This window comes from Mesorhizobium sp. M8A.F.Ca.ET.057.01.1.1 (genome assembly GCF_003952565.1).
Lineage (GTDB): Bacteria > Pseudomonadota > Alphaproteobacteria > Rhizobiales > Rhizobiaceae > Mesorhizobium.
Genome location: NZ_CP034454.1, coordinates 76,941 through 89,992, shown reverse-complemented (window position 1 = coordinate 89,992; position 13,052 = coordinate 76,941). Strand labels below are relative to the sequence as shown.

Sequence of the window (13,052 nt, the reverse complement as noted above, 5' to 3'; positions counted from 1 at the left end):
AAGTTTTGATAACAGTGGGCAGGCGGTTAGTCTCCCCCCACGGGGAGATGAGCTTCTCAAGCCGGCTGCGGTTCCGGATCGAAAGCTGGCCGGCTGGTGTTGATCAGGAGCGAAATACAGGCGGCGGCGATCGCCGTCATGCCGGCAATCAGGAACGCCAGTTCGTAGTTGCCCTGCAGTTCGCGCATGGTGCCGCCGAAGGCTGCGGCGGTGGCGGCGCCCACCTGGTGGCCGGCGACGATCCAGCCGAACACGATCGGCCCGCTACGATCGCCGAAGGCTTCATTGGCGAGCCGCAGCGTCGGCGGCACGGTGGCGATCCAGTCGAGACCATAGAGCACCGCGAAGATGATCAGGCTGGTCGCCGAGAATCCGGAATATGGCAGGTAGATCAGCGAGAGACCACGCACTGCGTAGTAGACGCCGAGCAGCTTGCGCGGGTCGTAACGGTCGGTGAGCCAGCCTGACAGCGTCGTGCCGATCAGGTCGAAAATGCCCATCATCGACAACAGGCCGGCCGCTTGCACCTCGCCGATACCCATGTCGCCGCAGAACGCGATCAGATGCGTGCCGACAAGTCCGTTGGTGGTGAAGCCGCAGACGAAGAAGGTGGCGAACAGGTACCAGAACACCCGCGTGCCGGCGGCACGGCGCAACGTGTTGAGCGTATGCGCCAGGAAATTGCCTTGGGAGGCGGGCGAGACCGGCGGCACGTCGTCGGCCTCGGCGCCAAAACGCACCATGCCGATCGAGGCCGGACGCTCCGGCACCAAGAAGTAGACAAATGGGATCAGGGCCGCGGTCGCGATGGCGACGGCGAGCACGACTGGCTGCCAGCCTCCCGACTGCGCCAATGCCGCGATCAGGGGCAGAAACACCAGCATGCCGGAGGCGCTGGAGGCCGACATCAATCCCATGACCAGGCCGCGATTGGTCTTGAACCAGCGGTTGACGATGGTGGCGCCGAGCACGCTGGCGACGGCGCCGGAACCGACGCCGGAAAACACCCCCCAGGTGATGAACAGATGCCATGGCTCGGTCATCAGAAGGCTGAGCGCGGTCGAGACCGACATCACCACCAGCGAGCCAATCACCGTGCGGCGCAGTCCGATGCGCTCCATCAGCGCGGCGGCGAACGGACCGGTCAGGCCATAGAGCAGGATGCCGACACCGGCGGCCAGCGAGATGACGTCGCGCCGCCAGCCGAAACTGTTCTCCAGCGGCAACATCATGACCGCGGGCGCGGAGCGCAGGCCGGCCGCAACCAGCAGGCAGAGGAAGATGACGCCGACCACGACGAAAGCGTAGCGCTGGCCAAGGGGCGGGATTGAGCTATCATGTTACTGACCGGTACGTTGCAAGATGGGAGCATGTATACGTACCGATCGGTAACATTGTCAATCGAGTCCCAAGATGCCAAGCGACAAAAATATTGAGCTGACCATCAGCGACGGTCATGCATCGGCGCCGCCCAAGGCCGCCAAGAAGATCCTCGACGTGGCCTATGACCTGTTCTACAGGCGCGGTATCAGGGCGATCGGTGTCGACGAGATCGTCAAGCGCGCCGGAGTCACCAAGCCGAGCCTCTATCGCAGCTTTCCCTCCAAGGACGAACTGGCCGCCTCCTACCTCAGGCAATACGATCTTGAATACTGGGAGCGTTTCGATGAGGCGGTTGCCGCCAATCCCGGTGACCCGCGCGCCCAGATCAAGGCTTTCCTGACCCGCATCGGCAAGCGAACGCAGGTGGCGGACTATCGCGGCTGCGGCATGACCAATGCGGCGGTCGAATATCCCGACCACAGCCATCCGGCCCGCGTCGTCAGCGAGGCCAACAAGCAGGAATTGCGCCGCCGCCTGCGCGCCATGGCGGCTGCGATGGGCGCGCAAGACCCTGACACGCTGGGCGACGGGCTGCTGCTGCTCATCGAAGGCGCCTATATCAGCGGCCAGTTGTTCGGCCTCGGTGGCCCGGCACAGTCGGTGGCGGCGAATGCCGATCTGCTGATCGAAGCAAGCTTGAAGAAATAGCGATTGGCGATACGCTGGGACGACCTCCAACGGAGATCTCCGCGATGCGCAGCCTGTTGATCCCGCTCACCCTCGCCGGCCTCTGCCAGGCGGCACAAGCCGGCGAGATATCCAGCGCCTACACCGACCTCGACTGGAAGAAGGACTGCGTGACCTATGCGCAGGCCGAGCAGGGTGACGGTGACTGGGCCGACCTCGCCTGCTCCGGCTATCGCGGCTATTCCGTGCTGATCGGATATGACGACGCCCGCGAATCGCTGTTCTACGGTTTTCCGCCCGGCGGCGACATGACGTCCGCCTGGGAAAGTTTCTCGGCCTTCAATTCGTCCGGAGCCAAGGTCGAGTGGCGCATCGAAACCAATGGCGACAAGGCAGTGCCATTCGCGGCCATCCACCGCCGCTCGATCAGCAATCCCGAGGACGAGACCAGGAAGACCGAGGTGCTGCTCGTCGCCAAGGTCGCCCAGATGGACGCCCGTGACGGCTGCACCGTCGGCCTGGTGCTGGCCACCGGCAACCCCACCGCCAACGACCAGGCGCGCAAGATCGCCGACGAGAAGGCGAAAGGCTTCGCCTGCGGCAAGGACAAGCGCGTGGTGATCGGCGACGTGCCGGCTTTCGGCCGGGTCGATAACTGACCGCTCGAGCTACTTGCTCGCCTTGGCCCGTTCAACCGCGTCGATGATCATCTTCTTGGCGTATTTGGAATCGTGCCAGCCTTCGATCTTGACCCATTTGCCGGGCTCGAGATCCTTGTAGTGCTCGAAGAAGTGCTGCACCTGCTGGCGTGTGATGTCGGGCAGCTGCGTGTATTCGGTGACGTTCTCGTAGCGCAGTGTCAGCTTCGGTGACGGCACCGCGATGATCTTCTCGTCCTGGCCGGCATTGTCTTCCATGATCAGCACGCCGATCGGCCGCACATTGATTACGCAGCCCGGCACCAGCGCGCGCGTGTTGCAGACCAGCACGTCGATCGGGTCGCCGTCGCCCGACAGCGTGTGCGGCACGAAGCCGTAATTGCCGGGGTAGCGCATCGAGGTGTGCAGGAAGCGGTCGACGAACAGCGTGCCGGCCTCCTTGTCCATCTCGTACTTGATCGGCTCGCCGCCGATCGGCACCTCGATGATGACGTTGACGTCCTCAGGCGGGTTCTTTCCAGTGGCTATGGCTTCGATGCGCATGGCTTTTGTCCCTCTCTCGATTGGCAGGAGATAGCGGGCGGCGCAAAATGGTGCAATGCGGCGAATGGTGCTTACTTGCGTCCGGCGGGACGCGATGGCGTTCGGCGCGTTCAATCATCGGCACAAGATGTTTCAGCGTCGTGATTTGCGTGAGATCGGGACTTCGCCTTCCGCGATCATGCCCAGCAGTCACTCCCAGACGAAGGCGACCTTCTTCAGCGCCTTCTGCTCGAAAATCTCGACCCCTTCGGCGACGTCGCGGCCGCCGGCACCCGTATAGAAGGCAAGTGCGTTCTGGTTGTCTTCCAGCGCCCACACCACCATGCCCTTCAGCCCATGGTCGGCAAGTCGCGCCTTGGCCGCCGAAAACAGCCGCCTGCCCAGCCCGATGCCCTGATATTCCGGGCGCAGGTACAATTCGTAGATCTCGCCCTGCTGCTTGAGCTCCTTGGCGCGGTTCTTGCCGATCGTCGCATAGCCGGCGATCGTGCCGCCGATCTCGACGACCAGGACGGTGGCCGCGCGGCGTATGGCATTCGCCCACCAGTCGGTTCCCCGGCGGTTGATCATCGACGTCAGCGTGCGGTGCGGAATGATGCCGGAATAGGCGCCGCGCCAGGCTTCAAGGTGCACCTCGGCAATGGCGCCGGCATCGCGCGGGTCTGCCTTCCGAATGTCGATCGTCAGCGTATTCATGATTTGTTAACCATAAACCCGCATCGGCCGATTGCAAGAGTCCGGGCGGCCCGCCAACCGCTTTCTCACAGCCGATCCTGACATTGCCGACATTGCCGACATTGGATAAGGCCCGTCCCTAAATGGGCCGGATTGGCGGGGTGGCGTCTGCTGGCAGACTTAGATTTCGACCAGATGGTCGTCCAGTTCGTTGGTATCGCCCGGCGTAACAGGGAAATGCTCGGCCAGCACCGCCCCCAGCTGCTCGATCGCCCTGACGAAGCCGTCGGCGAGCCGGTCGTCGCCAGCATGGACGGTCAGATCACGCACCACTCCGTCCCAGACATGTTGGCCGACCTTGGCGTCGATGCCTGAATCGGCGACCACCTCGGCGTAGCGCTCGGCGATCGAGACGAAGATCAGCACGCCGGTGCGCGCCGTGGTGCGGTGAACGTTGCGGGCGAGGAACTGCTTGATCGCGTTGGCGTGCGCGGCCTGATAGCGCAGCCGGCGTGGCACCATATGGATGCGCAGGCCGGGCAGCGTCCACAGCAGGGCCAGCACGCAGGCCAGCGCCAGCAACTCGGCAATGACGAAATGCGGCAGGCGTATGGTGAGCCACCAGGCCTCCAGCCCATAGGCGACGGCAAGGCTGACGATCAGCATGCCGAGCGTCGCCATCAGCGCGGCGGGGGCAAAATAACCGTCGCTGGCATGCGCCACGACGCAATAGATTTCGCCATCGGTTTGCGCTTCGGCGGCGCGGATCGCAGCGGCGATGCGCTCATGATCCTGCGGGCTGATCGGTCGTGTTGACATGATCTTGTCTTACCAGCTTCCTGAAGAACCGCCACCGCCGGACGAGCCGCCGCCACCCGAAAACCCGCCGCCGCTGCTGCTTGACCCCGAGGACCAGCCGCCGCCGGAACTGCCCGAGGACCAACCGCCGCCCGACGACCCTGTCGTCCAGCCGCTGCTGCCGGTGGATCCGCCCGCTCCCTGGCCGTAACGAAACGTCATGCCCAGCCATCTATACACGCCCGGCGACAGCTTCGTGCCGAACATCGGCGGCAGGAATGCCATTGCCAGGCCACCGAAGAACATCGTCGCCCACAGGATCAGGAACACGGCGACGATCGGGTCCATGGGAGTGCTGCTGTCGGCGGGATTGCGCTTGCCGCGCGCCTCAAGTTCCTCCGGATTGCCTTCCAGCACCATGATCATGTCGTCGACGGCCTTGGAGATACCGCCGGAGAAATCGCCGGCGCGGAACGCCGGCACCATGTCGTTCTCGATGATCAGCTTGGTGTGCAGGTCGGTCAGCGTGCCTTCCAGCCCATAGCCGACCTCGATGCGCATCTTGCGGTCGTTGGGCGCGACCAGGAGCAGGACGCCGTTGTTCTCCTTGGCCTGGCCGAGCTTCCAGAAGCGGAACAGCCGGTTGGCGTAGGGTTCGATCTCCTCGCCGTCGAGGCTGGGGATGGTGGCGACGACGATCTGGTCCGAGCCCTTGGTTTCGAAATCGGCGAGTTTTTGGGTCAGTGCCGCCTTGGTCGCGGCATCGATGATACCGGCATTGTCGACGACGCGGCCGGTGAGAGCCGGGAGATCGGCCGCCACGGCGGCGATCGAGGCAAGCAGCAGGGACGCCAGGGTGATTAGGGCCAGGCGCAATCCCGTGGCGCATCGGCCGGGCATCGATGGGACGGCAGCTCTTACCATGGCCTACCAGCTTCCCGAGGAGCCGCCGCCGCCGGACGAACCACCGCCGCCCGAAAAGCCGCCACCGCCGCCACCCGAGGACCAGCCGCCGCCGGAGCTTCCGGACGACCAGCCGCCCCCGGATGAGGATCGCCGATGTGGCTCGAAGGTCATGCCGAGCCAGCGATAGCGTCCGGGTCCGAGCTTCTGGCCGAAGATCGGCGGCAGGACCGAGGCCCCGATGCTGCCGAAGAAAATGATCGCCCAGATGCTGATGAAGACGGCGAAGAACAGATTGTCGGCATTGAACGGCGCCTGCTCGTTGCGCTTGCCGCGCGCCTCCAGCTCCTCCGGATTGCCTTCCAGCACCATGATCATGTCGTCGACGGCCTTGGAGATGCCGCCGGAGAAATCGCCGGCGCGGAACGCCGGCACCATGTCGTTCTCGATGATCAGCTTGGTGTGCAGGTCGGTCAGCGTGCCTTCCAGCCCATAGCCGACCTCGATGCGCATCTTGCGGTCGTTGGGCGCGACCAGGAGCAGGACGCCGTTGTTCTCCTTGGCCTGGCCGAGCTTCCAGAAGCGGAACAGCCGGTTGGCGTAGGGTTCGATCTCCTCGCCGTCGAGGCTGGGGATGGTGGCGACGACGATCTGGTCCGAGCCCTTGGTTTCGAAATCGGCGAGTTTTTGGGTCAGCGCTGCCTTGGTCGAGGCATCGATGATACCCGCATTGTCGACGACACGGCCGGTGAGGGCGGGCAGGTCGGCTGCGAAGGTTACGAGGGGAAAGAGGAGAAGACTGGCAAGAAGGCCAAGAAGGGTGACGTAAGCGCGAGCCCCCCCTCTCTGTCCTGCCGGACCCGGCCCTTCGCTGTCGCTTCGGGCGTTCGTCGTTCGGAAAGCCAAGCAATTGGCTTTCCGTCCACTACGCGGACCACGTCTCACCCCCTCGAGGGGGGTGATTGGCGGCTTCGTTGCCGGCTCTCACTTTGAGAGGTTGAAAATTGGCGAAAGCCTGGACCACAGCTGATCTCCCCCCTTGAGGGGGAGATGTCCGGCAGGACAGAGAGGGGGTTTGCACGCCAGCGGTCCGTCGTTTTCGCGGAATTTATTCCGATGACAGTCGCCGCTGTCACCCGCCCTGCTTGGTTCCGAAATCGACCTTCGGCGGCTGCATCTTGTCCTCGTCGACGGTGAAGTTGGCGAACGGCTCGCTGCCGCGGAACCAGAAGGTCGCCCACAGCACCGACGGGAAGGTCTTCAGCGTCAGATTGTAGTCCCTGACGGCCTGGATGTAGTCGCGCCGCGCCACCGCGATACGGTTCTCGGTGCCTTCGAGCTGTGCCTGCAGCGCCAGGAAATTTTGATTGGCCTTGAGGTCGGGATAGGCCTCCGACACCGCGATCAGCCGCGACAGCGCGCTGGTCAGCCCTGCCTGGGCATCCTGGAACTTCTTGAGCGCTTCCGGATCCTTCAGCGTTTCCGGCGTCACCGTGATCTGCGTCGCCTTGGCGCGCGCCTCGACCACCGCGTCAAGCGTGTCCTTTTCATGCGAAGCATAGCCTTTGACCGTCTCGACCAGATTGGGAATGAGGTCGGCGCGGCGTTGATACTGATTCAACACCTCGCTCCATGCCGCCTTGGCGTTTTCTTCTGCTGTCGGGATGGTGTTGTAGCCACAGCCGGCAAGCAGCGGCAGCACGATTGCCATCATCAGGAAGGCGGGCAGCGTGCGGAATGTCGATGGTCGAGCAAGGCGCTGGGCAAGCATGATGGGGGGTCCCTCGATAGAAGTTGCAGGCGAAGCATTACCACAATCGGCGCGCAAGAAAACGGCCTCGACCTCTGGAGCAGGATCTGCGTGAATCGGGCTCGCGCAAGGCCCTGTGATTGGGTCCGCGAACGCGATAAGGTCCGATCAGAACGGGACATCATCATGGCGCAACGCCAGGACAGTGACAGCGAATCGCGCCGTATCCTCCAGCGCGTCGCGCAGGAGACCGATCCGGCCGGCAATTCTTTCGTGGCACGGACGACAAAAGGCATGCGCGACCACGTCTCCGCGGCCGATGCCGATCGCACGGATCGGATCGAAGTCTGGGGTACGCGCGTTGGCCGGATACTCGGACTGCTTCTGGCGCTGGGCCTGATGGTCTGGCTCGTGCTTTTCCTCACCCGGGGCAGCTAGGAATCAAGAAACAATGAGTGCCGAAAAAGCCGACGCGCCGCGCGCGGTCATCGTCATTTCCAGCCATGTCGCCCGTGGCTCCGTCGGCAACCGCGCCGCCGTCTTCGCGCTGGAGACCTTGGGCTATCCGGTCTGGGCGGTGCCGACAATCATCCTGCCCTGGCATCCCGGCCATGGCCGCGCGACCCGCATCGTGCCGCCGCTCGACCAGTTCAAGGCGCTGATGGCCGATCTGGAGCGCGCGCCGTGGCTGGGTGAAGTCGGTGCCGTGCTCTCCGGTTACCTCGGCGAGGCCGGCCAGGCGGAGGCTGTCGCCTCGCTGGTCGCCGCGGTCAAGGCCAGGACGCCTGACGCCGTCTATATCTGCGATCCGGTGATGGGTGATTCCGGCGGCCTTTATGTGCCCGAGCCCACCGCCGCCGCCATGCGCGACCGGCTGATGCCGATCGCCGACATCGCCACCCCCAACCGCTATGAGCTGGAATGGATGGCCGGCGCGCCGCTGCCCGACCTGAAATCGGTGATCTCGGCGGCGCTCCATGCCGGACCGTCGACCATGCTGGTCACCTCGGCACCGTCGATGATTTCAGGCGGCACCGGCAATTTGCTGCTCGACGGCACCCAGGCGCTGCTCGCCGAACACCGCCTGATCGACAAGCCGCCGAACGGCCTGGGCGACCTGACAGCGGCCGTCTACCTCGCCCGCATCCTGTCCGGTCAGCCGGCGATCAAGGCGCTGCAGTCGACCACGGCGGCGGTCTACGAAATCCTGGCGCGCACGGCAAAGCGCGGCGGCGACGAATTGCAGCTCGAAACCGATGCGCAGAGCCTGTCGCACCCGATGGCCATGGTGCAGCTGCGCCACCTCACGCATGCGGGGCGGGACCGCCGGGCGTGACCTCGACCGAGGTCGTGCTCGTCGGAGCCGATGGCTGCAAGGCCGGCTGGATCGCGGTGCTTCACGAACCCGGTTCGACACCTCGTAACCCTGGCGCCGCGCCTTCGGTCGATGTCTTCCCCACCTTCGCCGCCCTGCTGGCGGCGATCCCCGATGACGCGATCGTCGCCGTCGACATGCCGATCGGCTTGCCGGAATTTTCGCAAAAGGGCGGGCGCGGACCGGAAGGGCTGGTGCGGCCGCTGCTCGGCGCGCGTCAGTCCAGCGTCTTTTCGATCCCCTCCCGCGCCGCGCTCTATGCCGACACCTGCGGCTTCACCACGATCGAGGCCTGGTACGCCGCGCATCGCAGCGCAAGCGAGGTGGCCAGGACCACATCCGATCCACCACGCGGCGTTTCCATCCAGGCCTTCGGCATCTTCTCGAAAATCCGTGAGATCGACACACTGCTGATCGCGCGGCCCGAACTGCGCGGCCGCGTCTTCGAATCGCATCCGGAAGTCGCCTTCTGCCGCCTGAATGGCGACCAGGCCATGCTGTTGCCGAAGAAGATCAAGGGCAGTGTCAATCCGGCCGGCATGGCGGAGCGCAAGGCACTGCTTTGCCGGCATGGCTATGACATGGATTTCCTCGACCAGCCGCCGCCACGTGGTGCGGCCGCCGACGATTTCCTCGATGCGGCGGCGATGGCGCTGATCGCCGGCCGCATCGCCAGCGGCAAAGCAAAACCGTTTCCCGATCCTCCGCTCGCTGACGGTTTTGGCATACCGGTCGCCATCTGGGCGTGACAATGTCGGCGGGCGTCACGCTTTGGCGCATGGCATTTATAGCCCGCCCCTACAATTCTGCATTGCTCGTAGCGGGCTTTTGCCGTTAGAGCCTTTCCTCGACCGCAACGTATCGGCCCGAAAGCCGGAATCGGCTTTAAGAAAGCACGATGCGTAAACAAAATAGCAGAGCTGCCGCCTCCAACCCGGAAAGGCCTTAGCCGCCCATGCCTCATCTTCCCGAACACCTTCTCGCCGGCTACCGCAATTTCATGAACGGCCGCTACCTCACCGAGAGCGGCCGCTATCGCGAGCTCGCCCGCGAAGGCCAGGCGCCCGAGACCATGATCGTCGCCTGTTGCGACTCGCGATCCGCGCCCGAGGCGATCTTCGACGCCGGCCCCGGCGAGCTCTTCGTGCTGCGTAATGTCGGCAATCTGGTGCCGCCTTACGAGCCGGACGGCGAGTTCCATTCGACTTCGGCGGCGCTCGAATTCGCGGTGCAGAGCCTCAAGGTCAAGAACATCGTCGTCATGGGCCACGGCCGCTGCGGCGGTATCCGCGCCGCGCTCGACACCAACGCCGCGCCGCTGTCTCCCGGCGACTTCATCGGCAAGTGGATGAGCCTGATCGCGCCCGCCGCCGAGACGGTATCGGCCAGCACCTTCATGACGGCGACGGAGCGCCAGACGGCGCTCGAGCGCATCTCGATCCGCTATTCCCTCGCCAACCTCAGGACCTTTCCCTGCGTCTCGATCCTGGAAGGCAAGGGGCGGCTGTCGCTGCACGGAGCCTGGTTCGACATTTCCACCGGCGAGCTCTGGGTGATGAACAAGGAGACGGGCGATTTCGAGCGGCCGGTGCTGGAATGAACTGGACGGCGCGCCAGGCGATGAGCGTCCGGCCGGCCGTTTTTACGGCGGCCGCGCTGCTGATAGCGATGGTTGCCGCTCGCGCCGATGACCGTGCCATCATCAGCCGCTGGTATTCGGCGCTGCTGGTCGCCGATCGCACCGAACTTGCCGATCTGCTCGCCGACGACGTCCGCATCAAACTCGACGACCTCGGCGTCGTCCAGAGCAAGCGGGAGTTCATCGCTTCGCTCGACGAATGGAAAGGCGCGGTTGCCGGTGCTGCTATCCGGCACCGCATCGAGAGGAGCGAGGGCGGGGTCACGACCGTGATCGCCTGCTACGATTTCCCCAACAATGACATGCTGATGCAAGAAACCTTCGCGGTGAACAACAACCGCATCACCGCCAGCTCGCAAGCGGCAATCGCCGAAAACTGCGAGGGCTACTGAGGCGGATCGGCCAACTGGCATATTGCGGGCCCGCGGGCCACGCCCTACATCGGTGACACCCTCCTTCCTGATGCCAGCGAAAGACCCTCCATGCCCTCTACGAAAGCCGTCGATCTCGCCGCCCATCCGTTGACCGCGTGGCGAGGACCGCTCGGCCTGCCCGATTTTGCCCATATTGGCGACGGTGATTTCTCCCCCGTCTTCGACGCCGCGCTGAAGGCGCATGAGGCCGAGATCGACGCGATCGCCACCAACAAGGATGCGCCGACCATCGACAACACGCTTGCCGCGCTGGAACTGGGCGGCGAGGCGCTCGATCACGTCTCCTCTATCTTCTGGTGCCGTGCCGGCGCCTACACCAATGAGACGATCCAGGCGCTGGAGCGCGACATTTCACCGAAAATGTCGAGGCACTTCTCAGCGATCTCGATGAACGAAAAACTGTTTGCCCGCATCGACGACCTCTACCAGCGCCGCGAGAGCCTGAAGCTCGACCCCGAGACGCTGCGCGTCCTGGAGAAGACCTGGAAAGGCTTCGTCCGTTCCGGCGCCAAGCTCGATGCCGACGGCAAGAAGCGGTTGGCGAAAATCAGTGAAGAGCTGTCGTCGCTCGGCACGACTTTCGGTCAGAACGTGCTGGCCGACGAGCGCGACTGGGCGCTGTTCCTCGACGAGGCCGACCTTGCCGGCCTGCCGGACTTCGTGAAAAGCTCGATGGCCGAGGCCGCCGAGATACGTGGCCAGAAGGGCCGCTACGCCGTCACCCTGTCGCGCTCGATCTATGAACCGTTCACGACTTTCTCCGAGCGCCGCGACCTGCGCGAGATCGCCTTCCGCGCCTTCACCATGCGCGGCCAGAACGGCGGTGCGTCCGACAACACGACCGTGGTGCGCGACATGCTGAAGCTGCGCGCCGAGAAGGCCAAGCTGCTCGGCTATGCCTCCTTCGCCGCGCTCAAGCTCGACGACACCATGGCCAAGACACCGAAGGCGGTGCATGCGCTGCTCGACCCGGTCTGGGAAAAGGCGCTGGAAAAGGCCGCCGCCGACCAGAAGGAATTGGAGCGGCTGGCGGCCGAAGCCGGCAGCAATGAAAAATTCGCCGCCTGGGACTGGCGCTTCTACCAGGAGAAGCTGCGGGCGGAAAAGTTCGCTTTCGATGAGGCCGAACTGAAGCCCTACCTGCAGCTCGACCGTGTCATCGATGCCTGCTTCGACGTGGCGACGCGGCTGTTCGGCATCACTTTCGAGGAGAAGAAGGGTATTGCCGCCTGGCACCCCGACGCGCGTGTCTTCGTGGTGAAAAACGCCGACGGCAGCGAGCGCGGCCTGTTCCTGGCCGACTATTTCGCGCGGCCCTCGAAACGCTCCGGCGCCTGGATGAGCGCGCTGAAGTCCGGGTATAAGCTCGGCCACGGCGCGAAGCCGGTGATCTACAACGTCATGAACTTCGCCAAGCCGCCGGCGGGCGAACCGGCCCTGCTGTCGGTCGACGAGGCAAAGACCTTGTTCCACGAATTCGGCCATGCGCTGCATGGCATGCTGACCGAAGTTACCTGGCCATCGGTTTCCGGAACCTCGGTCAGCCGCGACTTCGTCGAACTGCCCTCGCAGCTCTACGAGCATTGGTTGACGGTGCCGGCGGTGCTGGAAAAGCATGCGTTGCACGTCAAGACCGGCAAGCCGATGCCGAAGGCGCTGCTCGACAAGATGCTGGCCGCGCGCACTTTCGGCGCCGGCTTCGCCACGGTCGAGTTCACCGCTTCCGCCTTGATCGACATGGCCTACCATGCACGGCCGGATGCGCCGGAACAGCCGCTTCGTTTCGAGGCCGAAACATTGGCAAAGCTCGACATGCCCGACACCATCGCGATGCGCCATCGCACCCCGCATTTCGGCCATGTCTTCTCGGGCGACGGTTACTCGGCCGGCTATTATTCCTACATGTGGTCGGAGGTGCTCGACGCCGATGCCTTCGCCGCCTTCGAGGAGACCGGCGACCCCTTCAACCCGGCACTGGCCGAGCGGCTGAGGAAGAACATCTACGCCGCCGGCGGCTCGAAGGATCCCGAAGAGCTCTACACGGCGTTTCGCGGCAAGATGCCTTCGGCAGACGCGATGATGGTGAAGCGGGGGCTGGTTTAGAGCTGATACCCCCCTCGAGGGGGAGATGGCCGCGAAGCGGCCAGAGGGGGTCGGTCCGACCGGACTCGACTTCCTGCGGCGGATCAAGGTTGGCGCTTCAAGTGAGGCGACCCCCTCTGTCGCCTTCGGCGACATCTCCCCCTCAAGGGGGAGATCGGCAGCG

At 64.4% G+C, this 13,052-nt stretch carries 15 protein-coding genes; 8 read left to right on the top strand and 7 right to left on the bottom strand.

The window, feature by feature from the left end:
- Nucleotides 1-56: 56 nt before the first annotated feature.
- A complete protein-coding gene (locus EJ077_RS00475) occupies nucleotides 57-1,295 on the bottom strand; it encodes an MFS transporter (protein WP_210212149.1) in 1,239 nt (412 codons plus the stop codon).
- A 118-nt stretch (nucleotides 1,296-1,413) separates the two neighbouring features.
- Between EJ077_RS00475 and EJ077_RS00470 the strand changes: the two genes are divergently transcribed.
- Both EJ077_RS00470 and EJ077_RS00465 read left to right on the top strand, forming a co-directional pair.
- Complete coding sequence (locus tag EJ077_RS00470) at nucleotides 1,414-2,031, top strand: TetR/AcrR family transcriptional regulator (protein ID WP_208699147.1); 618 nt, start codon at nucleotides 1,414-1,416, stop codon at nucleotides 2,029-2,031.
- Nucleotides 2,032-2,075: 44 nt separating this feature from the next.
- Nucleotides 2,076-2,669 (top strand): hypothetical protein, encoded by a 594-nt coding sequence (locus tag EJ077_RS00465; RefSeq protein ID WP_208699145.1) that lies wholly within the window; start codon nucleotides 2,076-2,078, stop codon nucleotides 2,667-2,669.
- Nucleotides 2,670-2,678: 9 nt separating this feature from the next.
- Here the strand turns inward: EJ077_RS00465 and ppa are convergent, their stop codons facing one another.
- The 6 genes from ppa to EJ077_RS00435 all read right to left on the bottom strand — a co-directional run bounded on the left by ppa (nucleotide 2,679) and on the right by EJ077_RS00435 (nucleotide 7,359).
- A complete protein-coding gene (ppa, locus tag EJ077_RS00460; RefSeq protein ID WP_140702635.1) occupies nucleotides 2,679-3,212 on the bottom strand; it encodes an inorganic diphosphatase in 534 nt (177 codons plus the stop codon).
- Nucleotides 3,213-3,401: 189 nt separating this feature from the next.
- Nucleotides 3,402-3,908 carry a GNAT family N-acetyltransferase gene (locus EJ077_RS00455; RefSeq protein ID WP_208699143.1) on the bottom strand — a complete coding sequence of 169 codons (507 nt, stop codon included), beginning with the start codon at nucleotides 3,906-3,908 and terminating at the stop codon, nucleotides 3,402-3,404.
- 159 nt (nucleotides 3,909-4,067) lie between these two features.
- Entirely contained in the window at nucleotides 4,068-4,706 is a 639-nt protein-coding gene (locus EJ077_RS00450; RefSeq protein ID WP_208699140.1) for a TPM domain-containing protein, read from the bottom strand.
- 9 nt (nucleotides 4,707-4,715) lie between these two features.
- Complete coding sequence (locus EJ077_RS00445; protein WP_245458820.1) at nucleotides 4,716-5,585, bottom strand: TPM domain-containing protein; 870 nt, start codon at nucleotides 5,583-5,585, stop codon at nucleotides 4,716-4,718.
- Nucleotides 5,586-5,612: 27 nt separating this feature from the next.
- Nucleotides 5,613-6,494: a TPM domain-containing protein gene (locus tag EJ077_RS00440; RefSeq protein WP_208699136.1), complete on the bottom strand. Its 882-nt coding sequence runs from the start codon at nucleotides 6,492-6,494 to the stop codon at nucleotides 5,613-5,615.
- A 226-nt stretch (nucleotides 6,495-6,720) separates the two neighbouring features.
- A complete protein-coding gene (locus EJ077_RS00435; RefSeq protein WP_208699133.1) occupies nucleotides 6,721-7,359 on the bottom strand; it encodes a LemA family protein in 639 nt (212 codons plus the stop codon).
- Between the two features lie 165 nt (nucleotides 7,360-7,524).
- Between EJ077_RS00435 and EJ077_RS00430 the strand changes: the two genes are divergently transcribed.
- The 6 genes from EJ077_RS00430 to EJ077_RS00405 all read left to right on the top strand — a co-directional run bounded on the left by EJ077_RS00430 (nucleotide 7,525) and on the right by EJ077_RS00405 (nucleotide 12,889).
- A complete protein-coding gene (locus tag EJ077_RS00430) occupies nucleotides 7,525-7,776 on the top strand; it encodes a hypothetical protein (protein WP_208699130.1) in 252 nt (83 codons plus the stop codon).
- A 13-nt stretch (nucleotides 7,777-7,789) separates the two neighbouring features.
- Complete coding sequence (gene pdxY / locus EJ077_RS00425) at nucleotides 7,790-8,674, top strand: pyridoxal kinase PdxY (RefSeq protein WP_208699128.1); 885 nt, start codon at nucleotides 7,790-7,792, stop codon at nucleotides 8,672-8,674.
- Nucleotides 8,671-9,462: a DUF429 domain-containing protein gene (locus tag EJ077_RS00420; protein ID WP_208699125.1), complete on the top strand. Its 792-nt coding sequence runs from the start codon at nucleotides 8,671-8,673 to the stop codon at nucleotides 9,460-9,462. Before pdxY ends, EJ077_RS00420 begins: the two co-directional genes overlap by 4 nt.
- 206 nt (nucleotides 9,463-9,668) lie before the next feature.
- The gene (locus EJ077_RS00415; RefSeq protein WP_208699123.1) at nucleotides 9,669-10,313 is read left to right on the top strand and encodes a carbonic anhydrase; all 645 of its coding nucleotides are present in this window, start codon (nucleotides 9,669-9,671) and stop codon (nucleotides 10,311-10,313) included.
- Nucleotides 10,310-10,744, top strand: coding sequence for a nuclear transport factor 2 family protein (locus EJ077_RS00410; protein ID WP_208699121.1), 435 nt, complete (start codon nucleotides 10,310-10,312; stop codon nucleotides 10,742-10,744). The genes EJ077_RS00415 and EJ077_RS00410 overlap by 4 nt, the downstream gene beginning before the upstream one ends.
- A 90-nt stretch (nucleotides 10,745-10,834) precedes the next feature.
- Entirely contained in the window at nucleotides 10,835-12,889 is a 2,055-nt protein-coding gene (locus EJ077_RS00405) for a M3 family metallopeptidase (protein ID WP_208699119.1), read from the top strand.
- Nucleotides 12,890-13,052: the final 163 nt, after the last annotated feature.

Coding starts and splice junctions, on each gene's coding strand:
- EJ077_RS00470 (WP_208699147.1), top strand. CDS start 1,414: ATGCCAAGCGACAAAAATATTGAGCTGACCATCAGCGACGGTCATGCA.
- EJ077_RS00415 (WP_208699123.1), top strand. CDS start 9,669: ATGCCTCATCTTCCCGAACACCTTCTCGCCGGCTACCGCAATTTCATG.
- EJ077_RS00455 (WP_208699143.1), bottom strand. CDS start 3,908: ATGAATACGCTGACGATCGACATTCGGAAGGCAGACCCGCGCGATGCC.
- ppa (WP_140702635.1), bottom strand. CDS start 3,212: ATGCGCATCGAAGCCATAGCCACTGGAAAGAACCCGCCTGAGGACGTC.
- EJ077_RS00465 (WP_208699145.1), top strand. CDS start 2,076: ATGCGCAGCCTGTTGATCCCGCTCACCCTCGCCGGCCTCTGCCAGGCG.
- EJ077_RS00435 (WP_208699133.1), bottom strand. CDS start 7,359: ATGCTTGCCCAGCGCCTTGCTCGACCATCGACATTCCGCACGCTGCCC.
- EJ077_RS00405 (WP_208699119.1), top strand. CDS start 10,835: ATGCCCTCTACGAAAGCCGTCGATCTCGCCGCCCATCCGTTGACCGCG.
- EJ077_RS00430 (WP_208699130.1), top strand. CDS start 7,525: ATGGCGCAACGCCAGGACAGTGACAGCGAATCGCGCCGTATCCTCCAG.
- EJ077_RS00450 (WP_208699140.1), bottom strand. CDS start 4,706: ATGTCAACACGACCGATCAGCCCGCAGGATCATGAGCGCATCGCCGCT.
- EJ077_RS00410 (WP_208699121.1), top strand. CDS start 10,310: ATGAACTGGACGGCGCGCCAGGCGATGAGCGTCCGGCCGGCCGTTTTT.
- EJ077_RS00445 (WP_245458820.1), bottom strand. CDS start 5,585: ATGCCCGGCCGATGCGCCACGGGATTGCGCCTGGCCCTAATCACCCTG.
- pdxY (WP_208699128.1), top strand. CDS start 7,790: ATGAGTGCCGAAAAAGCCGACGCGCCGCGCGCGGTCATCGTCATTTCC.